Origin of the sequence: Rhodovulum strictum, assembly GCF_009649175.1 — a bacterium.
Lineage (GTDB): Bacteria > Pseudomonadota > Alphaproteobacteria > Rhodobacterales > Rhodobacteraceae > Rhodovulum > Rhodovulum strictum.
Map to the genome: position 1 here is coordinate 48782 of NZ_WJPO01000003.1, position 23401 is coordinate 72182.

Annotated in this window: 22 protein-coding genes; 13 read left to right on the plus strand and 9 right to left on the minus strand. The window is 67.6% G+C overall.

The window, feature by feature from the left end:
- Positions 1 to 6: 6 nt before the first annotated feature.
- The 4 genes from nuoN to GH815_RS03205 are packed head-to-tail and all read left to right on the plus strand — an operon-like array spanning position 7 to position 4669.
- Positions 7 to 1449 carry an NADH-quinone oxidoreductase subunit NuoN gene (gene nuoN / locus GH815_RS03190; RefSeq protein ID WP_153747309.1) on the plus strand — a complete coding sequence of 481 codons (1443 nt, stop codon included), beginning with the start codon at positions 7 to 9 and terminating at the stop codon, positions 1447 to 1449.
- Complete coding sequence (locus GH815_RS03195) at positions 1439 to 2215, plus strand: biotin--[acetyl-CoA-carboxylase] ligase (RefSeq protein WP_153747310.1); 777 nt, start codon at positions 1439 to 1441, stop codon at positions 2213 to 2215. Before nuoN ends, GH815_RS03195 begins: the two co-directional genes overlap by 11 nt.
- Positions 2216 to 2225: 10 nt before the next feature.
- Positions 2226 to 3005, plus strand: coding sequence for a type III pantothenate kinase (locus GH815_RS03200; RefSeq protein WP_153747311.1), 780 nt, complete (start codon positions 2226 to 2228; stop codon positions 3003 to 3005).
- Positions 3002 to 4669, plus strand: a complete 1668-nt coding sequence (locus tag GH815_RS03205; RefSeq protein WP_153747312.1) for a ribonuclease J — start codon at positions 3002 to 3004, stop codon at positions 4667 to 4669. Before GH815_RS03200 ends, GH815_RS03205 begins: the two co-directional genes overlap by 4 nt.
- 107 nt (positions 4670 to 4776) lie before the next feature.
- Here GH815_RS03205 and GH815_RS03210 read toward each other — a convergent pair whose 3' ends face one another.
- From GH815_RS03210 to moaA, 7 genes are all read right to left on the minus strand, one after another.
- Complete coding sequence (locus tag GH815_RS03210; protein ID WP_153747313.1) at positions 4777 to 4998, minus strand: formate dehydrogenase subunit delta; 222 nt, start codon at positions 4996 to 4998, stop codon at positions 4777 to 4779.
- Positions 4988 to 5809, minus strand: a complete 822-nt coding sequence (gene fdhD, locus GH815_RS03215) for a formate dehydrogenase accessory sulfurtransferase FdhD (protein WP_153747314.1) — start codon at positions 5807 to 5809, stop codon at positions 4988 to 4990. Before fdhD ends, GH815_RS03210 begins: the two co-directional genes overlap by 11 nt.
- The gene (fdhF, locus tag GH815_RS03220) at positions 5806 to 8676 is read right to left on the minus strand and encodes a formate dehydrogenase subunit alpha (RefSeq protein WP_153747315.1); all 2871 of its coding nucleotides are present in this window, start codon (positions 8674 to 8676) and stop codon (positions 5806 to 5808) included. The genes fdhD and fdhF overlap by 4 nt, the downstream gene beginning before the upstream one ends.
- A complete protein-coding gene (locus tag GH815_RS03225; protein ID WP_153747452.1) occupies positions 8673 to 10181 on the minus strand; it encodes a formate dehydrogenase beta subunit in 1509 nt (502 codons plus the stop codon). The genes fdhF and GH815_RS03225 overlap by 4 nt, the downstream gene beginning before the upstream one ends.
- A gap of 2 nt (positions 10182 to 10183) precedes the next feature.
- Positions 10184 to 10657: a formate dehydrogenase subunit gamma gene (locus GH815_RS03230; RefSeq protein WP_153747316.1), complete on the minus strand. Its 474-nt coding sequence runs from the start codon at positions 10655 to 10657 to the stop codon at positions 10184 to 10186.
- Between the two features lie 89 nt (positions 10658 to 10746).
- The gene (locus tag GH815_RS03235) at positions 10747 to 11628 is read right to left on the minus strand and encodes a LysR family transcriptional regulator (protein ID WP_153747317.1); all 882 of its coding nucleotides are present in this window, start codon (positions 11626 to 11628) and stop codon (positions 10747 to 10749) included.
- Between the two features lie 33 nt (positions 11629 to 11661).
- Complete coding sequence (gene moaA, locus GH815_RS03240; protein ID WP_153747318.1) at positions 11662 to 12672, minus strand: GTP 3',8-cyclase MoaA; 1011 nt, start codon at positions 12670 to 12672, stop codon at positions 11662 to 11664.
- A gap of 98 nt (positions 12673 to 12770) precedes the next feature.
- Between moaA and GH815_RS03245 the strand changes: the two genes are divergently transcribed.
- The 4 genes from GH815_RS03245 (at position 12771) to GH815_RS03260 (ending at position 16399) form a co-directional block, all read left to right on the plus strand.
- Positions 12771 to 13232 (plus strand): D-galactarate dehydratase, encoded by a 462-nt coding sequence (locus GH815_RS03245; protein WP_153747319.1) that lies wholly within the window; start codon positions 12771 to 12773, stop codon positions 13230 to 13232.
- Positions 13233 to 13236: 4 nt separating this feature from the next.
- Positions 13237 to 14841, plus strand: a complete 1605-nt coding sequence (locus GH815_RS03250; RefSeq protein ID WP_246176296.1) for an AMP-binding protein — start codon at positions 13237 to 13239, stop codon at positions 14839 to 14841.
- A gap of 95 nt (positions 14842 to 14936) precedes the next feature.
- Positions 14937 to 15632: a phosphatidylserine decarboxylase gene (locus tag GH815_RS03255; RefSeq protein ID WP_153747320.1), complete on the plus strand. Its 696-nt coding sequence runs from the start codon at positions 14937 to 14939 to the stop codon at positions 15630 to 15632.
- Complete coding sequence (locus GH815_RS03260) at positions 15629 to 16399, plus strand: CDP-alcohol phosphatidyltransferase family protein (RefSeq protein ID WP_153747321.1); 771 nt, start codon at positions 15629 to 15631, stop codon at positions 16397 to 16399. Before GH815_RS03255 ends, GH815_RS03260 begins: the two co-directional genes overlap by 4 nt.
- A gap of 17 nt (positions 16400 to 16416) precedes the next feature.
- On the opposite strand, the gene GH815_RS03265 is transcribed toward GH815_RS03260, so the two are convergent.
- Positions 16417 to 17685, minus strand: a complete 1269-nt coding sequence (locus GH815_RS03265) for a urate hydroxylase PuuD (RefSeq protein ID WP_153747322.1) — start codon at positions 17683 to 17685, stop codon at positions 16417 to 16419.
- A gap of 104 nt (positions 17686 to 17789) precedes the next feature.
- Between GH815_RS03265 and GH815_RS03270 the strand changes: the two genes are divergently transcribed.
- Positions 17790 to 18722 (plus strand): LysR family transcriptional regulator, encoded by a 933-nt coding sequence (locus GH815_RS03270; protein ID WP_153747323.1) that lies wholly within the window; start codon positions 17790 to 17792, stop codon positions 18720 to 18722.
- Here GH815_RS03270 and uraH read toward each other — a convergent pair.
- Positions 18707 to 19051 carry a hydroxyisourate hydrolase gene (gene uraH, locus GH815_RS03275; protein ID WP_153747324.1) on the minus strand — a complete coding sequence of 115 codons (345 nt, stop codon included), beginning with the start codon at positions 19049 to 19051 and terminating at the stop codon, positions 18707 to 18709. The two genes, GH815_RS03270 and uraH, sit on opposite strands and share 16 nt — an antisense overlap.
- A 147-nt stretch (positions 19052 to 19198) precedes the next feature.
- Between uraH and puuE the strand changes: the two genes are divergently transcribed.
- From puuE to GH815_RS03295, 4 genes are read left to right on the plus strand one after another with little or no spacing between them, the layout of a single operon-like run.
- Positions 19199 to 20617, plus strand: a complete 1419-nt coding sequence (gene puuE / locus GH815_RS03280; protein WP_343030639.1) for an allantoinase PuuE — start codon at positions 19199 to 19201, stop codon at positions 20615 to 20617.
- Positions 20614 to 21447: a bifunctional allantoicase/(S)-ureidoglycine aminohydrolase gene (locus GH815_RS03285; protein ID WP_153747326.1), complete on the plus strand. Its 834-nt coding sequence runs from the start codon at positions 20614 to 20616 to the stop codon at positions 21445 to 21447. Before puuE ends, GH815_RS03285 begins: the two co-directional genes overlap by 4 nt.
- Positions 21444 to 21920, plus strand: a complete 477-nt coding sequence (locus GH815_RS03290; RefSeq protein ID WP_153747327.1) for an ureidoglycolate lyase — start codon at positions 21444 to 21446, stop codon at positions 21918 to 21920. The genes GH815_RS03285 and GH815_RS03290 overlap by 4 nt, the downstream gene beginning before the upstream one ends.
- Before the next feature lie 30 nt (positions 21921 to 21950).
- Complete coding sequence (locus GH815_RS03295) at positions 21951 to 23387, plus strand: uracil-xanthine permease family protein (protein ID WP_153747328.1); 1437 nt, start codon at positions 21951 to 21953, stop codon at positions 23385 to 23387.
- Positions 23388 to 23401: the final 14 nt, after the last annotated feature.

Genomic DNA, 23401 nt, shown 5'->3' on the forward strand with positions numbered 1-23401 from the left:
ACCGCGATGATCTCTGACGATCTTTCCGTTGTGCTGCCCGAGATTGCGCTGGCGGTCTATGCCATGGTCGCGCTTCTGGCGGCGGTCTACACCGCCAAGGACAAGGCCGCGCCGGTCCTGATCTGGACCACTTCGGCGGTCTTCTTCGGCCTCGCCGTCTGGTTGGGGATGAGCGCGGGCGGAACCCGCATCGCCTTTGGCGGCGCTATCGTGGACGACGCTTTCGCGCGCTTTGCCAAGGTGGTGATCCTGATCTCGGCGGGGGCGGTGCTGCTGATGAGCACCGAGCATCTGCGCCGCTCGCGCGCCCTGATGTTCGAGTTTCCCATCCTCATCACGCTGGCCGTGGTCGGCATGATGCTGATGGTCTCGGCCGCCGACCTGATGACGCTTTACATGGGCCTCGAATTGCAGGCGCTGGCGCTTTATGTCGTGGCGGCGATGCGGCGCGACAGCCTCAGATCGACCGAGGCCGGGCTGAAATATTTCGTCCTCGGCGCGCTTTCCTCGGGCCTGCTGCTTTACGGCGCCTCGCTGATCTATGGCTATTCGGGCACGACGCTGTTTGCCGGCATCCTCTCGACCATCGAGGGAGGCGAGATGCCGCTGGGCCTGTTGATCGGGCTCGTGTTCCTGATCACCGGGCTTGCCTTCAAGGTTTCGGCGGTGCCGTTCCACATGTGGACGCCCGATGTCTATGAGGGGGCGCCGACTCCGGTCACCGCCTTCTTCGCGACCGCGCCCAAGATGGCGTCCATGGCGCTGTTCGCCCGCGTGCTGCACGAGGCGTTCGGCTCCGTGCCGGGCGATTGGGGGCAGGTGATCGCGGTGCTGTCGCTGCTGTCGATGGCGCTGGGCGCGGTTGCCGCGATCGGGCAGCGCAACATCAAGCGGCTGATGGCCTATTCCTCGATCGCGCATATGGGCTATGCGCTGATGGGTCTGGCGGCGGGCACGCAACTGGGTGTGCAGGCGATGCTGGTCTACATGGCGATCTACATCACCATGAGCGTGGGCACCTTTGCCTTCATCCTTTCGATGCAGAAGGATGGCCAGCCCGTGACCGATATCCGCAGCCTCAACATGTTCGCCTCGCGCGAACCGGCCAAGGCGCTGGCGATGCTGGTCCTGCTGTTCAGCCTGGCGGGCGTGCCGCCGCTGGTGGGCTTCTTCGGCAAGTTCTATGTCGTGCGTGCAGCGGTCGATGCGGGGCTCGTGTGGCTGGCGGTGGCGGGGGTGATCGCCTCGGTCGTGGGGGCGTTCTACTACCTGCGCATCGTCTTCTACATGTATTTCGGCGAAGAGGGCGAGGCGCGGCTGGATGGCGCGATGCCCCCCGTCCTGTGGGGGTTCCTGATGGTCTCGGCCTTTGCGATGGTGGCCGGGGTCATCAACCTGTTCGGGATCGAGGGGCTGGCACTGAGCGCGGCGCAGACCCTTGTCAACTGAGCCCGGCGCCGGGCAGGGCGGCTGGCACTGGCCGTCGGGCCATGACCTGATCCTGCTCGACGAGGTCGACAGCACCATGGCCGAGGCCCGCCGCCGCGCGCCGCTGCCGCGACCAACCTGGATCGTCGCCCGCCGCCAGAATGCCGCGGTGGGTCGCCGCGGCCGGGCCTGGGCCGCGCCCGAGGGCAACCTGTCGGCCACGCTGGTCATCGACCCCGGCTGCCCGCCCGCGCAGGCAGCCCTCTATTCCTTCGTCGCCTCCTACGCGCTGTTCGCGACGCTGACGGCCTATGTGGACGACCATGCGCAGATCGCGCTGAAATGGCCCAATGACGTGCTGCTGCGGGGTGGCAAGCTGGCGGGCATCCTGCTGGAATCGGACGGGTCGGGGGGGCGCGTCGCGCGGCTGTCCATCGGGATCGGGGTGAACCTGAACACCGCGCCCGCGGCGGTGGCGCTGGAACCGCGCGGGCTGGCCCCCGTCACGCTGGCCGAACTGACGGGCGAACCGGTCGATCCGCTGGAATTCCTGGCCTTCCTCGCCGAACATTTCGCCCACCAGGACCGGTTCTTTCGTCGCCACGGCTTCGGCCCGCTGCGCGCCGCCTGGCTGGACCGCGCCGCGCGGCTGGGCCAGACCATCACCGCGCGCACCGGCACCGAGGAGTTGGCCGGGACCTTTGTCATGGTGGACGAGGACGGCCAGCTTGTCCTAGAGACGGCGGGCGGGCGGCGCAGCATCGCCGCGGCCGACGTGTTCTTCTGAAGGGCTGCCCATGCTTCTGTGCATCGATTGCGGCAATACCAATACCGTCTTCTCGATCTGGGATGGCGCGCGGTTCCTGTGCACGCTCAGGACCGCGACCGAGCATACCCGCACGGCGGACCAGTATTTCGTCTGGTTCTCGACGCTTCTGCAACATCACCGGATCGAGATGCGCATCACCGATGTCATCATCTCGTCCACCGTGCCGCGCGTCGTCTTCAACCTGCGCGTCTTTGCTGACCGCTATTTCAACGCGCGCCCGCTGGTGGTGGGCAAGCCCGACTGCCTGCTGCCGCATCCGCCGCGGGTGGATCAGGGCACCAATGTCGGCCCCGACCGGCTGGTGAACGCGGCTGGTGCCTTCGATCGCCATGGCGGCGATCTGATCGTGGTCGATTTCGGCACGGCGACCACCTTTGACGTGGTGGCCCATGACGGGGCCTATATCGGCGGCGTGATCGCGCCCGGCGTGAACCTGTCGCTGGAGGCGCTGCACATGGCCGCCGCTGCGCTGCCCCATGTCGACGTGACGCGCCCGCAGCAGGTAATCGGCACCAATACGGTTGCCTGCATGCAGTCGGGCGTGTTCTGGGGCTATGTCGGGCTGGTGCGCGAGATCTGTGCGCGGATTCGCGCCGAATACGAGGCGCCGATGCGCGTTGTCGGCACCGGCGGGCTGGCTCCGTTGTTCGCCCAGGGCGACGTTCTATTTGACACGGTCGAAGACGACCTGACCATGCACGGCCTGACCGTGATCCATGCCTACAACAAGGAAAACGGGGCAGAATGAGCAGCGAAAGACTGATCTACCTTCCGCTCGGCGGTGCCGGGGAAATCGGGATGAACGCCTATGTCTACGGCTACGGCGCGCCGGGGCAGGAGCGTCTGATCCTTGTCGATCTGGGTGTGACCTTTCCCAACATGGATACCTCGCCCGGGGTCGATCTGATCTATGCCGATATCGCCTGGCTCGAGGAGCGCCGCGACCGGCTGGAGGCGATCTTCATCACCCATGCCCATGAGGACCATGTGGGCGCGCTGGGGCTTGGCTGGCCGCGGCTGCGCGCACCGGTCCATGCCCGCCCCTTCACCGCGCTGCATGCCTGCCGCAAGATGGAGGAACGCGGACAGGATCCCGTCAGGGTCAGCGTGGCCGAACCCTGGCCGCATCGCATTTCGGCGGGGCCGTTCACCGTGTCCTTCCTGCCGGTGTCGCATTCGATCCCGGAAAGCTCGGCACTGGTGATCGACAGCCCGGCGGGCCGCATCGTGCATACCGGCGATTTCAAGCTCGACCCCACGCCGCTGGTGGGCGAGCCCTTTGACCGCGCGCTGTGGGAGGAGGTGGCCAAACCCGGCGTCAAGGTGCTGACCTGCGATTCCACCAATGTCTTCTCGCCCCATCCCGGCCGGTCCGAGGCAACGCTGGGCCCCGCCATCCGCCAGTTGGTGGAACGCGCGCCGCGCATGGTGGTGGCGACCACCTTCGCCTCGAACATCGCCCGGGTGCGCACGCTGGCCATCGCGGGGCGCGAGGCGGGCCGGTCGGTCTGTCTCATGGGCCGGGCGATGCGGCGGATGATCGAGGCGGGCGTCGAGTCGGGCGTGCTGACCGATTTCCCGCCGACCGTGCCGCCCGAAATGGCCGCCGGCATCCCGCGCGAGAACCTGATGCTGATCGTCACCGGCAGCCAGGGCGAACGGCGCGCGGCCTCGGCGCAATTGTCGCGCGGCAAGTATCTGGGGCTGGAACTGAAAGAGGGCGATCTGTTCCTGTTCTCCTCCAAGACCATCCCCGGCAACGAGCGCGACGTGCTGCGCATCGTCAATTCCTTCTCCGAGATGGGGGTCGATGTGGTCGATGACGGCGCCGATCTCTACCATGTCTCGGGCCATGCGAACCGGCCCGACCTGTCCACGATCCACAAGCTGATGGCGCCGCAGGTCGTGGTGCCGATGCATGGCGAACACAGGCATCTGCGCGAGCACGTCAAGCTGGCGGCCGAGAACGGGCTTGCCGCGGCCCTTGCGCCGAATGGCACGATGCTGGACCTCAGCGGCGCGGTGCCGGTCGTGGCGGGCCATGTCGAGACGGGCCGCACCTATCTGGACGGCAAGGTGCAGATCGGGGCGCTGGACGGGGTCGTGCGCGACCGTATCCGCATGGCGCTGAACGGGCATGTCACGGTGACGCTGATCTTCGACGAGGACGATGCGCCGCTGGGCGAGCCCTGGGTGGAACTTTCGGGCCTGCCCGAAACCGTGCCGGGCGGCGCGCCGCTCTCCGAGGTGCTGGAACAGGCGCTGGAGCGGTTCCTCGCCCGCGCCGATGACCGGGTGCTGGCCGACGAGGATCTGCTGGAAAAGGATCTGGGCATCCTGACCCGGCGCACCACCGAGAACGAGATCGGCAAGCGCCCCGAGGTGACGGTGGTCATCAGCCGCCTGGCCTGATCGCCCCGAACCGCCCCACGGTAATCGCGGCGCTTCGCAATGCAGAAGCGCCGCGTCTTCTTTCTGGTTCAGATACCTGAATCGGCCCGGAACGGGCCGATCACGGCCTATGCCGCTTGCGGCCTGCGGATCAGGTGTGCCGCGCGGGCGACCCGGGGCGAGAGTTCCGGCGCACCGGCTTCGGCCAGAGCCAGAAGCTCGGCCCGCATCCCCGGTCCCCAGAAGGCGTCGATATGCTCGGCGATGGCGGCCACCGCCTCGTCCTCGGGCCGCCGGGCAAAGGCGGTGGCGATCTGGTTGGCCATGTAGGTCAGTTTCTCAGGCGTCATGGGGTACCTCTGTCAATGCGATCCGGTCGGGATGGGTGTGAATGTCAAAGCCCGCGCCGCGGGCGCGTGCGATCAGCGTAAGCCCCGCCGCCTCGGCCGCCGCGGCGGCGCGGTCGGTAGGGGCAGAGACGGCGATCAGGATGGGGGCGCGGGCCAGAACCGCCTTCTGGACCAGCTCGATCGAGACACGCGAGGTCATCACGATCGCACCGCCCGAGGCATCGCGTCCGGCCCGCGCCAGCGCACCCACCAGCTTGTCGAGCGCGTTGTGCCGCCCCACATCCTCGCGCGCCGCGATCAGCCCTTCGCCCGGCGTCCAGAACCCCGCCGCGTGCATCGCCCGCGTTTCCGCGTGCAGCGGCTGGGCCAGCGCCAGCGCGGTGATTGCCCGGGCGATGTCGCCCTCGGCCAGTCGTATCCCGCCGGTCGGCAGCGGGGGCAGGGGGCGGCTGGCCTCTTTCAGGCTGTCGATGCCGCAGAGCCCGCAGCCCACCGGCCCCGCCATCGCGCGGCGCCGTTCCAGAAGCCGCGCGCCCAGGCCCGGGGCCAGCCACATGCGCAGCTCGATCCCCTCGGCATGCTCGATCCGCTCGATCCGCTCGATCTGGCCCGGTTCGGTGACGATGCCTTCGGACAGCGAAAAGCCCAGCGCGAAATCCTCCGGATCCAGCGGGCTTGCCAGCATCACGGCATGGGTCGTGCCATCATAGGACAGCGCCACCGGAACCTCGCGGGCAAGGCTGCGGCCCGCCCGTTCGGCCCCGCCGGGGCCCACGGCCAGCGCCGTGGTTCTGGTGGCGCCCGCGCTCATTCCGCGGCCGGCAGGATGCGCCGGGCGGCGCGGGCGCGCTCGGCATAGGTCTGCTGCCATTCGGACGGGCCGTTCGAGGGCGAGACCTGCACCGCCGTCACCTTGTATTCCGGGCAGTTCGTCGCCCAGTCGGAATAGTCCGAGGTGACGACATTGGCCTGCGTCTCGGGGTGGTGGAAGGTGGTATAGACCACGCCCGGGCTGACGCGATCGGACAGCGTCGCCTTCAGCGTCGTTTCGCCCGAGCGCGAGGCCAGCCGCACCCAGCAACCATCCGTGATGCCGCGGGTTTCGGCATCGTGGGGATGGATCTCCAGCATGTCGGCCGCGTGCCAGATGGTGTTCGGCGTCCGCCTTGTCTGGGCGCCCACATTGTACTGGCTCAGGATCCGCCCCGTGGTCAGCAACAGCGGATAGCGCGGCCCGGTGCGCTCGTCGGTCGGCACGTAATCGGTGACGACGAACAGCCCCTTGCCGCGCACGAACCCGCCCTCATGCATGATCGGCGTGCCAAGGGGTGCCGCCGCGTTGCAGGGCCATTGCACCGATCCCTCGCGGTCCAGCAGGTCATAGCTGACGCCCGCGAAACTGGGGGTCGTCGCCGCGATTTCCGCCATGATCTCGGACGGATGCGCATAGGCCCAGTCCGCGCCCATGGCGTTGGCCAGTGCCTGCGTCACCTCCCAGTCGGCCATCCCGGTCAGCGGCGCCATGACCCGGCGGACGCGGTTGATCCGCCGCTCGGCATTGGTGAAGGTGCCGTCCTTTTCCAGGAAGGTCGAGCCGGGCAGGAAGACATGGGCGTAATTCGCGGTCTCGTTCAGGAACAGGTCATGGACCACCACGCAATCCATAGCCGCCAGCCCCGAGGCCACATGCCGCGTGTCCGGGTCCGATTGCAGGATGTCCTCGCCCTGGATGTAGATGCCCTTGAACGTGCCCCCCACGGCCGCATCCAGCATGTTGGGGATGCGCAGCCCCGGTTCGTCCGAGATCGTGACGTTCCAGAGCCGTTCGTAAAGCCCGCGCGCCGCATCGTCATGGACATGGCGATAGCCCGGCAATTCATGCGGGAAAGACCCCATGTCGCACGAGCCCTGCACGTTGTTCTGCCCGCGCAACGGGTTTACGCCCACACCGGGGCGCCCGACATTGCCGGTTGCCATGGCAAGGTTGGCAATCGCCATCACGGTGGTCGAGCCTTGGCTGTGTTCGGTCACGCCCAGCCCGTAATAGATCGCCGCATTGCCGCCCGTGGCGTAAAGCCGTGCGGCCTTGCGCACATCCCCGGCCGGAACACCGGTCAGCGCCTCGGTCGCTTCGGGGCTGTGGCGGTCCTCGGCGACGAAACCGGCCCAGTCCTGATAGGCGTCGATCTCGCAGCGTTCGCGGATGAAGGCATCGGCCGTCAGCCCCTCGGTCACGATCACATGCGCCATCGCGGTCAGCAGCGCGACATTGGTGCCCGGCCGCAGCGGCAGGTGATGGGCGGCCCGCACATGCGGCCCGCGCACCAGGTCGATCCGGCGCGGATCGGCCACGATCAGCTTTGCCCCCTGCCGCAGCCGCTTCTTCAGGCGGCTGGCAAAGACCGGGTGCCCGTCGGTCGGGTTCGCGCCGATCACCAGGACCACATCGGCCTGTTCGACGCTGTCGAAATCCTGCGTGCCCGCCGAGGTGCCGAAGGTCGTCTTCAGCCCGTAGCCCGTGGGCGAATGACAGACCCGCGCGCAGGTATCGACGTTGTTGTTGCCAAAGACCTGGCGGATCAGCTTCTGCACGAGGAAGGTTTCCTCGTTCGTGCAGCGCGACGAGGTGATGCCGCCGATGGCGCCGATCCCGTGTTCCTGCTGGATGGCGCGGAATTTCCGCGCGGCAAAGCCGAAGGCTTCTTCCCAGCTCACTTCGCGCCACGGCTCGTCGATCGTGTTGCGGATCATCGGGTTCAGGATGCGGTCGGGATGGGTGGCGTAGCCATAGGCAAAGCGGCCCTTGACGCAGCTATGCCCCCGGTTCGCCTTGCCCGCCTTCCAGGGCACCATCCGCACAAGCTGGTCGCCCTTCATCTCGGCGCGGAAGCTGCATCCCACGCCGCAATAGGCGCAGGTGGTGATCACGGCGCGGTCGGGCGTGCCCGTCTCGATGACGGATTTCTCCTGCAAGGTCGCGGTCGGGCAGGCTTGAACGCAGGCGCCGCAACTGACGCAATCCGAGGACAGGAAATCGCTGCCGCCCGCCGAGATCCGCGCCTCGAAGCCGCGCCCCTCCACGGTCAGGGCAAAGGTGCCCTGCACTTCCTCGCAGGCGCGCACGCAGCGATAGCAGGCGATGCATTTCGACGGATCATAGGTGAAATAGGGGTTGGACTGGTCCTTGGGCGTGTAACGCGGGTTGTCCTCGCCGTTCTGGCGCGTCTGGAAATGGTTGGCGCCCGGCGCATAGCGCACCTCGCGCAGGCCCACCGCGCCCGCCATGTCCTGCAACTGGCAATCGCCATTCGCCGCGCAGGTCAGGCAGTCAAGCGGGTGGTCCGAGATGTAAAGCTCCATCACGCCCCGGCGCAGTTGCGCGACCTTGGGCGTCTGGGTATGCACCTTCATGCCCGGCGCGACCGGCGTGGTGCAGGAAGCGGGCGTGCCGCGCCGACCCTCGATCTCGACCATGCAGAGCCGGCAGGACCCGATGGGCTCCACGCTGTCGGTGGCGCAAAGCTTCGGGATCTCGATGCCCAGTTCGGCGGCGGCGCGCATCACGCTGGTCCCCTCGGGCACCGTCACCTCGAAGCCGTCGATGCTCAGCGTCACGGTCCGGTCCGAGGCCCACGCGGGTGTGCCGAAATCGGGATCGGGCAGGATGAAGTCCTTCATTCCGCGGCCTCCTGTCTCGCCATGAAATCCTCGGGGAAATGCCGCAGCGCGCTTTCGACGGGGTAGGGCGTGAAGCCCCCCAGCGCGCAGAGCGAGCCGTCGCGCATCGTCTCGCACAGATCCGCCAGGATCGCCGGTGCCGCCGGGTCGCCCGCAAGGATGCGGTCGATGGTTTCCATGCCGCGCACCGCGCCGATGCGGCAGGGCGTGCAGGTGCCGCAGCTTTCGACCGCGCAGAATTCCATCGCAAAGCGCGCCATCCGCCCCATGTCGGCGCTGTCGTCGAAGACGACGATCCCGGCATGGCCGATCAGCCCGCCCGCCGCGTCGCATTCCTCGTAGCCCAGCGGCGTGTCGAACAGCGAGACCGGGAAATAGGCACCCAAGGGGCCGCCGATCTGCACCGCCTTGACCGGGCGCCCCGAGGCGGTGCCGCCGCAGACATCCTCGATCAGTTCGCGGATCGTCATGCCGAAGGCCGCCTCGAACAGCCCGCCATGTTTCACATTGCCCGCGATCTGCAAGGGCACCGTGCCCAGCGACCGGCCCAGCCCGAAGGATTTGTAGACCTCTGCCCCTTCGGCCAGGATCACCGGCACCGAGGCCAGCGAGATCACGTTGTTGACGACCGTGGGCCGCCCCATGAAACCCTTGTGCGCCGGCAGGGGCGGTTTCGCCCGGACCGTGCCGCGCTTGCCCTCCATCGAGTTCAGAAGCGCGGTTTCCTCGCCGCAGACATAGGATCCCGCGCCGACGCGCAGTTCGATATCGAAGCCCCGGCCCAGCAGACCGGCCCCGCGCGAAACATCAAGAGCGGCCCCGAACGTCCTGATCGCATGGGGATATTCCGAGCGGCAATAGACATGGCCGCGGCTGGCCCCGACCGCCAGACCGGCAATCGCCATACCCTCGATCAGGCAGAACGGATCGCCCTCCATCAGCATGCGGTCGGCGAATGTGCCGCTGTCGCCTTCGTCGGCATTGCAGACGATGTGTTTCTGCGGCCCCTCGGCCTCCAGAACCGTCTTCCACTTGATGCCGGTGGGAAAGCCCGCGCCGCCCCGCCCGCGCAGGCCCGAGGCGGTCACCTCGGCCACGATCTCTGCGGGTGCCATGTCGCGTGCGCGTTCCAGCCCCCTCAGCCCGCCATGGGCGCGATAGGCGTCCAGATCCAGCGGGTCGATCACGCCGCAGCGGGCAAAGGTCAGGCGGGTCTGGCGGGCCAGAAAGGGGATCGCCTCGACCGGGCCGAGTGCCTTGGGGTGATGGCGGAATCTGTTTTCGAAAAGGTTCGTTACATCCGAAACTTCAAGTGGCCCGAAGCCGTGGCGCACGCCGTCGCGCTCGATCTCGAGCAGGGGTTCCAGCCACACCATCCCGCGCGAACCGGTGCGGATCAGCCGCAACGCCACCCCACGCGCGCTTGCCTCGCGGGTCAGCGCGGCGGCGACCTCGTCGGCGCCCAGGGCCAGCGCGGCGGAATCCTTGGGCAGATAGAGCGTCAGGCTCATCCCGTCACCTCGCGCGCAAGCCGTTCCAGCCGTTCGGGCGTGGCGCGGGCCACCGGCGTCTCATCGACCAGCGCGGCGGGACCGCAGGCGCACAGGCCAAGGCAATAGACCGGCTCCAGCGTCACGGCGCCGTCAGCCGTGGTGCCATGCCAGTCGACCCCAAGCCGCGCGCGCAGTTCGTCGCCCAACGCCTCGGCACCCATGGCCTGACAGGCTTCGGCGCGGCAGAGCTTGAGCATGCGCCGCCCGCCCGGCTCGGTGCGGAAATCGGGGTAAAAGCTGATGACCCCGTGAATTTCGGCCAGGCTGAGGTCCAGTTCCTCGGCCATGGGCGCCAGCGTCTCGCGCGGGATATGTCCCAGCGCATGCTGCACGGCATGCAGAACCGGCAAGAGCGGTCCATCCATCCCGGCATGCGCGGCCGCGATCTCGCGCGCCCGCAGGGCGTTGGGGGTCTCCTCCCGGGTCATGCGCGCTCTCCTCCTGGCATACGATAGTGTGCCAAAACGGGGCGCGACGGATCAATGCCGGGGATTCGTCGGTCGATAGGAATTTTCTATCAGAACTGTGCCCGTCGCGCGGCATCCAGCAGGGCAGCCAGAACCGGCGTGTGGGGTTCGCGATGCGGCGCGACAAGGCCCACCTGATGCTCGGCCTCGGGCTCGGTCAGCGGCAGCGCGACCAGCCCGCCGCCATCCAGAAAGGGCGCTGCGCTGCGCCGGGGCAGGATCGTGGCCCAGCCGCCCGACTGGACATGGGCGATCAGCGTGATGATCGAGTTCGATTCTAGCCGCGGCCGCAGGCATGCGCCCACCTCGGCCATGTGGCGATCGACGATGCGGCGGTTCTGCATGTCGGGCGTCAGCAGGCACAGCGACAGCCCCGCAGCCTCGGCCCATGTCAGCGCGCCGCGCGTGGCCAGCGGATCGTCGGCGCGCAGCACCAGATTGTAATGCTCGGAATAAAGCGGCAGGGTCGTGACCCGGCCCAGCGGTTCGTTGTCCAGATAGGTGATCCCGGCGTCGATCTGAAGATCGTCCAGCATCTGCAATATCTCGGCCGAATTGCGCGAAAGCACCGTCAGCCGCAGCCCCGGATGGCGCGCGGCCAGCGGCTGGGTCAGGGCGCTGACGGCGGCCAGCGCGGTGGGGATCGCGGCAATGCGCAGATCGCCCGACAGCCCCTGCTTGACCGCGCGCATTTCCTCGCGCAGGGCGCGCGCATCGGCGACGATGTTGCGCGCGCGTTCCAGCACCCGCGCGCCTTCGGGCGTCAACCCGCCATAGCGCGAGCCGCGCCAGACCAGCATCACGCCCAATTGTTCCTCAAGCTGCTTGATCGCGGCCGACAGCGTGGGCTGGGTCACGCCGCAGGCTTCGGCGGCGCGGCCGAAATGCTGCTCGCGCGCCAGCGCGATGAACATCTCGAGCTTGTCGATCATGGGTGCCCCCTGGCCGCGTCGCTATGCCCGGGCTCAGCCGCCCGTATGGCTCATGTGCCGCGAGACCTGGCCATCGGGGCGCTGGCGGGAATAGTCGAAATCATGCCCCTTGGGTTTCAGGCCGATGGCGGCGCGGATGGCGCTGACCAGCGGCGCGTCATCCTCGGGATGCGCGCGCAGCGGCGCGCGCAGATCGGCGCGATCCTCCTGGCCGAGGCACATGAACAGCTCGCCCGTGCAGGTCAGCCGCACCCGGTTGCAGCTTTCGCAGAAATTGTGGCTGAGCGGGGTGATGAAGCCGATCTTCTGCCCCGTCTCCTCGATCCGCACATAGCGGGCGGGTCCGCCCGAGCGTTCGGCAAGATCCAGCGTGGTGAAGTGTTCCTCCAGCCGCGCACGCACGTCGCGCACCGACCAGTATTGCCCGACCCGATCCTCGTTGCCCAGATCGCCCATCGGCATGACCTCGATGAAGGTCAGGTCCATGTCGCGCGCGGCGCACCAGTCGACAAGGGGGAACAATTCGTCCTCGTTGAACCCCTTGAGCGCGACGGTGTTGATCTTGACCCTCAGCCCCGCCGCCTGCGCCGCGTCGATCCCGCGCAGCACCTGGGTCAGCTTGCCCCAGCGGGTGACGCGGGCGAACTTGTCCGCGTCCAGCGTGTCCAGGCTGACATTGACCCGGCGCACCCCCGCCGCGGCCAGATCGGCGGCAAAGCGTTCCAGTTGCGAGCCGTTGGTGGTCAGCGTCAGTTCGTCCAGCGCGCCGGTTTCCAGATGCCGGCCCATCGCGCGAAAGAAGGTCAGGATATCGCGCCGCACCAGGGGTTCGCCGCCGGTGATGCGCAGCTTGCGCACGCCAAGCCCGACAAAGGCCGAACAGAGCCGGTCCAGTTCCTCGAGCGTCAGAAGATCGCGCTTGGGCAGGAAGGTCATGTTCTCTGCCATGCAATAGACACAGCGGAAATCGCAGCGGTCCGTGACCGACACGCGCAGATAGGTGATCGCGCGGGCGAAAGGATCAATAAGTTTCGGCTCTCCCATGGATATGAAGGTAGGCGCCGCCAAGGCTTGCGGCAAGCGTCTTTCGGACCGGCGATCAAGCGGCTAGGCTGGGCGAAACAACAGGGGAGGCAGGCAGGATGAAAAGGACCGCGGGTCTTTGTCTGGTGCTGGCGCTGGGGGCCTGTGCGGCGGTTCCGAAGCATGGGCCAAGCGCCCCCCCGGCCGAACCTGCGGTGCCGGTTGCAGCCGTGCGCCCGCCGCCGACCAGCGCCCGCACCGCCGAGGAATTCGATACGACGACGCCCGCCCAGCGCGAAGCGGTGCGTACCGCCCCGCGTGGGGGCGATGCGCGGCTGGGGCTCAGCGTGGCGAGCCTCGGCGATCCGACCGATCCCGGGTTCTGGGCAGTGACGCCGCTGGTAAGCCGGGTGCGGCCGGGCCGGCTGGTCGATCCGGTGACCGGCATCAGCGTGCAGGTCGAACTGCGCCCGCGCGCGGCCGCGCCCGGTTCAGGCACGCTGGTTTCGCTGCCGGCGATGCGGGCGCTGGGCGTACCGCTGACCGCGCTGCGCGAGATCGCGATCCATGCCGCAGAATGATCCGATGAGCGACCGCAGGCTGTTGCCCGACCAGCGCGACTGGGACGCGATGCGCGCGGGCTTTCGCTGGACCATCCCGGAGCGGTTCAACATCGCGCGCGCCTGTTGCGACGACTGGGCCGAACGCGATCCGGGCCGCGTGGCGGTGATCGACGCCTCTGACGGTGACCGGGAATGGAGCTATGGCGCGCTCAGGGATGCCTCGGACCGGCTGGCGAGCGTCATGGCGGCCTCGGGCGTGGGGAAGGGCGACCGGGTGGCGGTGCTGCTGGCGCAATCGCCCGCGGTGCTGGTGGCGCATTTCGCCGCGATGAAGCTGGGCGCCATCGTGCTGCCGCTGTTCACGCTGTTCGGCCCGGATGCGCTGGAATACCGCCTTGCCGATAGCGGCGCGCGTCTGGTCGTGACCGATGCCGAGGGCGCGGTCAAGCTGGCCGCCCTGCGCGACCGGCTGCCCGATCTGGCGCATGTGCTGTCGGCTGATGGCGGCCCGGCACGCGATCTGTGGGCCGAGATCGCCGTCGCCCCGCCGATTGCGGCGGCGCGCGACACGCTGGCCGAGGATCCGGCGGTGCTGATCTACACGTCGGGCACGACCGGCCCGCCCAAGGGCGCGCTGCATGCCCACCGCTTTCTCATCGGCCATCTGCCGTCGATCGAGCTGCACCATCGCGGCTTCCCGCAGCCTGGCGATTGCGGCTGGACGCCCGCGGACTGGGCCTGGATCGGCGGGCTGATGGATATGGCGATGCCCTGCCTTTACTACGGCGTGCCGCTGGTGGCCTGCCGGATGCGCAAGTTCGACGCGGCCGAGGCCTGGGCGCTGATCGAGCGGCTCAACGTGCGCAACCTGTTCCTGCCGCCCACCGCGCTGAAGCTGATGCGCCAGACGTCGGTGCCGCCGGGGGTGCGCCTGCGCAGTGTCGGCTCGGGCGGCGAAAGCCTGGGCGCCGATCTTCTGGACTGGGGGCGGCAGGCGCTGGGGGTCGGGATCTGCGAATTCTACGGCCAGACCGAATGCAACCTTGTCGTGACCTGCGTGCCCGAATTGATGGATGCGCCGCCCGGCGCGATGGGCCGCGCGACGCCCGGTTTCGATGTCGCGGTGATCGGGGCCGACGGCGCGCCCGTGCCCCCCGGCACGCTGGGCGAGATCGCGGTCAGGCGCGGCGCGGCCTCGATGTTCCTGGGCTATTGGGGCCTGCCCGACAAGACGGCCGACAAATTCTCGGGCGAGTGGATGCGGACGGGCGATCTGGGCATCTGCGACGCGGGCGGGCATTTCACCTATGTTTCGCGCGATGATGACGTGATCACCTCGGCCGGGTACCGGATCGGCCCGACCGAGATCGAGAACTGCCTGATGGGCCATCCCGACGTGGTGATGGCCGCCGTGGTGGGCGAGCCCGACCCGGTGCGCACCGAAATCGTCGTGGCCCATGTGGTACTGCGCGCGGGCGCGGAATGGGAGGGGCTGGCCGAGGTGCTGATCCAGCGCGTCCGCGATCAGGTCAGCCCCCATGTCGCGCCGCGCCGGGTGGTTCGGGCCGAAAGCCTGCCGATGACGGCGACGGGCAAGATCATGCGCCGGGCGCTGCGCAGCTTGTAGGGGGCCGTCCGGCGCGGCCTGCGACCCGATCCGGCGTTTTCAATCCGGCCCATCTGGGCTAAGGAGACGGCCATCTTGTTGAAACGGGGAACCCCATGGCCGTCTCGATGCTGTCCACCTTCGTCAAGCCCATGCATCCCGAGGGCCGCAAATTCGTCGCCATCGGCCTTGCGGTCACGCTGGTCGGCTTTCTGATCTGGGCGCCGCTGGGCTGGATCTGCGCGGGCCTGACGGTCTGGGTCTACTACTTCTTCCGCGACCCGGTGCGCGTCGTGCCCGAAAGGCCGGGCGTCATGGTCTCGCCCGCCGATGGGCTGGTCTCGCTGATGGGGCCCGCCGTGCCGCCCGCCGAGCTTGATCTGGGCTCGGCGCCGATGATGCGGATCTGCGTCTTCATGTCGGTCTTCAACTGCCATGTGAACCGGCTGCCCGCGGCGGGGCGGATTACCAAGGTCGCCTATCGGCCGGGCAAGTTCCTGAATGCCTCGCTCGACAAGGCGTCGGAGGACAATGAACGCAACGGGCTGGCCGTGGAAATGGCGGATGGGCGGCGCTATGGCGTGGTGCAGATCGCGGGGCTGGTGGCGCGGCGCATCCTGTGCTGGAGCCAGGCGGGCCAGACCCTTGCCACGGGCGAGCGGTTCGGGCTGATCCGCTTTGGCTCGCGGCTGGACATCTACCTGCCCGAAGGGGCTGTGCCGCTGGTTTCGCTGGGCCAGACCATGGTGGCGGGCGAGACGGTGATCGCGGATCTGGGCGGGCGGAATTCAGCCGGGGACCGGGGCGCATGAAACGCTTCTCCACGCGCAGATCCGACCCCAATTCCGACCATGTCGAGCGCGTGCCCTTCCTGCAACTGGTGCCCAACATGGTCACGCTGGCCGGGATGTGCCTTGGCCTGACCTCGATCCGTTTCGCGATGGACGAACGCTTTGCGACGGCGGTGTTCCTGATCCTGCTGGCCGCGGTTATCGACGGTCTGGACGGGCTGATCGCGCGGCGGCTTCAGGCGACATCTGAAATCGGCGCGCAGCTTGATTCGCTGTCGGATTTCCTGTGCTTCGGCGTCGCGCCCGGCGTGCTGGTCTATCATTACCTGCTGACGCCCGCGGGCGGCATCGGCTGGATCTTCGTGCTGATCTTTGCCGCCGCGACATGTCTGAGGCTGGCGCGGTTCAACGTGATGTCGGGCAAACCGCAGGAGGACGACAAGTCGAGCCCCTATTTCCTGGGCGTTCCGGCGCCTGCGGGGGCGATGCTGGGGCTGCTGCCGGCCTTTGCCACGCTGGCGGGCGTGGTCGATTTCCGCGAGGCGCCGCTTGTCGTGGCGCTGTGGCTGGGGATCGTCGGGCTTCTGATGATCTCCAAGCTCAAGACGCTGTCGCCCAAGGCGATCAAGGTGCCGCGCCGCCTGATCGGGCCGATGATGTTCGCTACCGTGATCGGGATCGGGCTTGGCTTCTCGCGGCCCTGGCTGTTCTTCCTGGCGCTTGATCTGGTCTATCTGGGGCTGGTGATCCGCAGCCTGGCCAAGGCCCGCTGGCGGCTCTTTGCCTGACCGCCCTTGGGGCGGTCCTATCCCCGGTCCGCAACGGTGTCAGCCCGGGCCATCTGCCGTGTGGCGATCGCGCGATACCAGGCCACGATCCGGGCGCGTTCGGCCAGTTCGATCTGCATCAGGTTGCCCGGCGGCATGGCATGGGTGATGCCCGCCTGAAGGTAGATCGCCCGCGCCTGCGCCGCGATCTGGGCGTCGGTTTCCAGCCGCACGCCCCTGGGCGCGGTGGCCAGCCCCGGCCAGAGCGGTTCGGCGGCATGGCACATCGCACAGCGCGTCTCGACGATCTCGCGCACCTCGGCGAAATGGGCGGCGGCGACCACCGGGGCCAGATGGGCGGGCAGGGCGGTGTCCTGCTCCGGTTCCGCACCCTTCAGCATCGGTGCGGCCGACAGCGCCATGATCGCCAGAAAGACCGCGGCCGTCGCCCCCCATGTCCAGGTCGGGCGGCCCTTGCGGGCGTGCATCGTGTTGAAATAATGCCGGATCGTCACGCCCATCAGGAAGACAAGGCTGGCGATGATCCAGTTATACTCGCTGGCAAAGGCCAGCGGGTAATGGTTCGACAGCATCAGGAAGATCACCGGCAGCGTCAGGTAATTGTTGTGCATCGAGCGCAACTTGGCGATCTCGCCATATTTCGGGTCGGGGGTGCGGCCCGCCTTGAGGTCGGCCACCACGATCCGCTGGTTCGGCATGATGACCAGAAACACGTTTGCCACCATGATCGTGCCGGTGAACGCCCCCAGATGCAAAAGCGCCGCCCGCCCCGTGAAGACCTGCGTGTAAGCCCATGACATCGCGACGAGAATAGCGAACAGGATCAGCATCAGCGTTGTCGGTTGGCGGCCCAGCTTGCTGCGGCAGAGCAGGTCATAGGCGATCCAGCCTACCGCCAGCGACCCCGCCGAAAGCGCGATGGCCTGCCATTGCGTCAACTCCATCCTGGTGTAGTCGATCAGGTAAAGCTCGGCCCCCATCCAGTAGACCACGGCCAGCAGCGCCGCGCCCGAAAGCCAGGTCGCGTAAGCCTCCCATTTGAACCAGGTCAGATGCTCGGGCATGTGGTCGGGGGCGACGGTGTATTTGCGGATATGGTAGAAGCCCCCGCCATGCACCTGCCATTCCTCGCCCAGCACGCCCCGGGGCATGTTCGGCACCTTTTGCAGCCCCAGATCCAGCGCGATGAAATAGAAGGACGATCCGATCCAGGCGATGCCGGTGATGACATGCAGCCAGCGGATGGCGAATTCGATCCAGTCCCAGATCAGCGCGGTGTCGAACATGTCGGGCCTCCTTGCGGTTCCGGTTGCAGGCTAACCGGCTTGCCAGCTTTCCGAGAATTCCTGATTATCCCGATCAGTTTCAAGAAAAGCCGAAGAATGTTCCCATGACCGGCATCAACACTATCCGCATGTTCGTGCGCGTCTACGAACTGGAAAACATGTCCGCCGCCGCGCGCGATCTTCAGGTCTCGGCGGCGGTGGCGTCGTCACGGATCGCGGAGCTTGAGCGGCATCTGGGGATACGGCTGTTCGTGCGCACGACGCGATCCATCCAGCCGACCGAGCAGGGCCGCATCTACTACCCCAAGGCGGTCAAGGTGCTGGAGGCGCTGGAAGAGGCCGAGGCGGCGGTGCACGAGGTCACATTGAACCCGCGCGGCTCGATCTTCGTCTCCGCGCCCCTGGGGGTGGGGCGGCGGCTGATCGCGCCCAACGTGGTACAATTTCACGAGAAATACCCCGAGGTGCATGTCCGTTTGCGGCTGTCGGATCGCAAGGTGGACGTCACGGGCGAGGGGCTGGATGTCAGCTTCGCGCTGGGCGAGTTGTCCGATTCGGGGCTGCGGGTGCGGATGCTGGCCGATTGCCCGCGGGTTCTGTGCGCCGCGCCCGCCTATGTCGAACGGCGCGGGATGCCGCAGGCGGGGGCGGATCTGGCGGCGCAAGGGCATGACTGCCTGCTGTTGCGCTTTCCCGGCTCGACCGAATTCCGCTGGACGCTGCGCACGCCCGAAGGGCCGCAGCGTTTCGACATCAAGGGGCCCTATGCCTGCGACGATGGCGATGTGCTGACGGAATGGGCGCTGGACGGGCGGGGGATCGTGATGAAACCCGTGTTCGACGTGGCCGAGCATCTGGCCTCGGGGGCGCTGGTGCCGGTCTGCGAATCGACCCCGCCCCCCGATGCGCAACTGGCCTGCCTGTTTCCGCACAAGCGCAACCAGGACCCCAAGTCGCGCCTGTTCATCGAGTTCATGGCCGACCGCATCCGCGCCGAGCTGCGCGCCCGCGAGCGGGTCTTTCAACTGCCGCGATAGGTGGAATAGCCATAGGGCGAGAGCAGCAGCGGCACATGGTAATGGCTGGTCTCGGCCATGATGAAGCGCAGCGGGATCACGTCGAGGAAATCCGCCGCCAGCCCCAGCCCGCGCAGGTAATCGCCCGCATGGAACACCAGTTCATAGCTGCCGGGGGCAAAGGCGTCGGCGGGCAGGATCGGGGCATCGGTGCGCCCGTCTTCATTGGTGAGCATCTCGACCAGCCTGGTGCGGGTCTCGCCCTCCAGCCGGTAAAGCGCGATCCGCAGCCCCGCCGCCGGGCAGCCGCGCGCCGTGTCCAGAACATGGGTCGTCAGATATCCGGGCATGTGAACCTTCCCTTGCCGTTTCCCCGGTCATGCCGGAGCCTGCGCGCAGGATAAACGCCCCCGCGCCGGAAACACTTTCAGGATTTCCTTGAAAGACGCGGGCGGCCTTCTTGGAATATGCGAAAGTGTAGCAACCGGAGGTTCATCGTGACCCGTTACCCCCGCGATCTTCGAGGCCATGGGCCGACGCCCCCCGACCCGAAATGGCCCGGCGGCGCCAGCCTGGCAGTGCAGTTCGTCGTCAATTACGAGGAGGGCGGCGAGAATTGCCTGCTGCATGGTGATGCGGCGTCCGAGGCGTTCCTGTCGGAAATCGTCGGCGCCGCTGCCTGGCCCGGCCAGCGCCACTGGAACATGGAGACGATCTATGATTACGGCGCCCGCGCGGGGTTCTGGCGGCTCTACCGCATGTTCACCGAACGGGGGATGCCGGTCTCGGTCTATGGCGTGGCGAGCGCGCTGGCGCGCTGCCCCGAACAGGTGGCGGCGATGCAGGACGCTGGCTGGGAGATCGCCAGCCACGGGTTGAAATGGATAGAGTACAAGGATTTCCCCGAGGCCGGCGAGCGCGCCCATATGGAGGAGGCCAAGCGCCTGCATCAGGCCGTGACCGGCGCCGCCCCGCGCGGCTGGTATACCGGGCGCTGTTCGATGCAGACCGTGCGGTTGGCGGCCGAGGATGGCAGTTTTGCCTATGTGGCAGACAGTTACGCCGATGAGCTCCCATTCTGGATGAGCTTTGGCGATCGGCACCAGTTGATCGTGCCCTATACGCTGGACGCCAACGACATGCGCTTCGCCACGCCGCAGGGCTTCAATTCGGGCGACCAGTTCTTCGCATATCTCAAGGACAGTTTCGATGTCCTGCTGGCCGAGGGGCGGGCGGGCGCGCCGAAAATGATGTCGGTGGGGCTGCATTGTCGGCTGGTGGGCCGTCCCGGGCGGGCGGCGGCGCTGGCGCGGTTTCTGGACTATGTCGCGCAGCATGACGATGTGTGGGTCGCGCGCCGGATCGACATCGCGGATCACTGGGCCGCGACCCATCCGCCGGTGGTCTGGGAACGCCCCTCGCAGATGGACCGCGCGCGGTTCGTGGACCGCTTTGGCGGCGTGTTCGAACATTCGCCCTGGATTGCCGAGGGGGCGCATGGGCTGGAACTTGGCCCCGCGCATGATTGCGCTGTCGGGCTGCACAACGCGCTGGCCCGGGTGTTCCGGATGGCGGATGCGGATCGGCGGCTGGCCGTTCTGCGCGCCCACCCTGACCTTGCGGGGAAACTGGCGCAGGCCAGACGGCTGACGCCGGAGTCGACGGCGGAACAGGCCAGTGCCGGGCTCGATGCGTTGACCGACGCGGAGCGCGCGCGGTTCGAGGACCTCAACGCCCGATACACCGCGCGCTTCGGCTTTCCCTTCATCATCGCCGTGCGCGACCATGACAAGGCATCGATCCTTGCGGCTTTTGAACGGCGGCTTGAGAACGACGCCGATCAGGAATTCGCCGAAGCCTGCCGCCAGGTCGAACGGATCGCGCTTCACCGCCTGAAGGAGATGCTGCCGCAATGACCCATCCCCCCTATTTCGCGCCCCATGGCGGACTGCCGGGGCAGGCGGCGCTGCATACCGGCCGCGCGGTCTTTACCGAAGCCTATGCGGTGATCCCCAAGGGGGTCATGCGTGATATCGTGACCTCGAACCTGCCGCATTGGCGGGGCGCGCGCGCCTGGATCATCGCCCGGCCCATGACCGGCTTTGCCGAAACCTTTGCCCAATATGTGATGGAGGTGGCACCCGGCGGCGGCAGCGACGCGCCCGAGCCCGATCCGGGCGCCGAGGGCGTGATCTTCGTGGCCGAGGGCGCCGTCGAGATCGCGCTGGGCGAGATTGCCCATCTGGTCGAGCCAGGCGGCTATGCCTATCTGCCGCCCGGCTGCGGCTGGCGGCTGAGGGCGCTGGGCGAGCATCCGGCGCGGTTTCACTGGATCCGCAAGCGCTATCAGGCGGTCGAGGGCATCGACGCGCCCGAGCCGTTCTTTGCCGACGAGGCCGAGATCGCCCCGGTCGCCATGCCCGGCACCGATGGCCGCTGGGCGACGACGCGCTTTGTCGATCCGGATGATCTGCGCCACGACATGCATGTGAACATCGTCACCTTCCAGCCCGGCGGCCTGATCCCGTTCGAGGAAACGCATGTGATGGAGCACGGGCTTTACGTGCTGGAGGGCAAGGCGGTCTACCGGCTGAACCGCGACTGGGTCGAGGTCGAGGCGGGCGATTTCATGTGGCTGCGCGCCTTCTGCCCGCAAGCCTGCTATGCGGGCGGGCCGGGGCGGTTCCGCTATCTGCTGTACAAGGACGTGAACCGCCATCCGGCGCTCGCGCTGCCCGGCGCATGACCCTGCGGGCCGCGCCCCTGACCGCCGACGCCTTTGCCCCGTTTGGCGAGGTGATCGAAACCTCGGGCGATTTCAGGCTGATCAACGAGGGCGCCTGCCGCCGCTTTACCGATCTGGCCAGGCTCGACATCGTCGATGGGCGGCCGGGGCTCAGCCTGTTTCAGGCCGAGATCCGCAGCCTGCCCCATGACTGCACGCTTCTGGAACGTCACCCGCTGGGCTCGCAATGCTTCATTCCGATGCAGGGCGGCCGATATCTGGTGATTGTCGCGCCAGACCAGGGCGGAACGCCCGGAATTGCCCGCGCCTTCGTTGCCGAGGGGCATCAATGCGTGAACATCGCACGGAACACTTGGCATGGCGTTCTGTGCCCGATTGCCGGCTCCGGCCTCTTTGCGGTCATCGACCGCATCGGTGCTGGAGGAAACCTTGAGGAGCACAGCCTGGGCCGGCCCATCCGCGTCACCCTGTAAGGGCGGCGCGCAACAACAGGGAGAAGGACGATGGCAGACAGCACCATCGGGACGCCGGAACAGCTCCGCGACCCGAATTTCACCCCGGCGCTTTACAAGGCGGTGCCGCTCGGTATCCAGCACGTTCTGGCGATGTTCGTCTCGAACGTGACGCCCGCGATCATCCTGGCCGGGGCGGCGGGCTTCGGCTTCGGTTCTGCCGCTGGCGCGCAGGGCTTTCCGGACATGACCTATCTGATCCAGATGTCGATGCTGTTTGCCGGTATTGCGACGCTGTTCCAGACCATCGGCATGGGCCCGGTCGGCGCGCGGCTGCCGATCGTGCAGGGCACGAGCTTTGCCTTCATCCCGATCATGATCCCGCTGGTCGCGGGCAAGGGGGTCGAGGCGCTGCCGGTGATCTTTGGTGGCGTGCTGGTGGGCGGGCTGTTCCATGCAGCCCTCGGCACGGTGATCGGGCGCATCCGCTTCGCGCTGCCGCCGCTGGTGACGGGGCTTGTGGTCACGATGATCGGGCTCGCCCTGGTCAAGGTGGGCATCCAGTATGCCGCGGGCGGCGTTCCGGCCATGGGCACGCCCGAATTCGGCAGCCTGCGCAGTTGGTCGGCGGCGCTGGTGGTGGTGTTCGTGACGCTGGGGCTGAAATTCTATGCCCGCGGGATGCTGTCGGTCTCGGCGGTCGCGGTGGGCATTCTTGTCGGCTATGTCTATGCGCTGGCCATCGGCATGCTGACCTTTCAGGGCATCGCCACAAGCTGGGGCCGGGCGGGCCTGATCGAGGTGCCGGTGCCGTTCAAGTACGGCGTCGAGTTCTCGGTGGCGGCGATCATGGGCTTCTGCATGATGGCCTTTGTCTCGGCAGTGGAAACCGTGGGCGATGTCTCGGGCATCACCAAGGGCGGCGCCGGGCGCGAGGCGACCGAGAAGGAGATCCAGGGAGCGACCTATGCCGACGGGTTCGGCACGGCCGTCGCGGGGGTCTTTGGCGGCCTGCCCAACACGTCCTTCAGCCAGAATGTGGGCCTGATTGCCATGACCGGGGTGATGAGCCGCCATGTCGTCACCATCGGCGCGCTGTTCCTGATCCTGTGCGGTCTGGTGCCCAAGGTCGGCGCGTTGATCCGCACCATCCCGATCGAGGTTCTGGGCGGTGGCGTCATCGTGATGTTCGGCATGGTGGTCGCGGCGGGTGTCTCGATGCTGTCGGATGTGCACTGGAACCGGCGCAACATGGTGATCTTTGCCATCGCGCTGTCGGTCGGGCTGGGCTTGCAGCTTGAACCCTCGGCGGTGCAGCACCTGCCCGAGACGCTGCGCATCCTGATGACCAGCGGCATCCTGCCCGCCGCGCTGATCGCCATCGGGCTGAACCTTGCGCTGCCCGAGGATCTGCCCTCCGAGGCGACCGAGGAAGTCTCGGGCGGCATGGCGGGGCAAGGGCGCGGCAGCCTGCACGGCGGACGGTAACGGCGCTGCGCCGC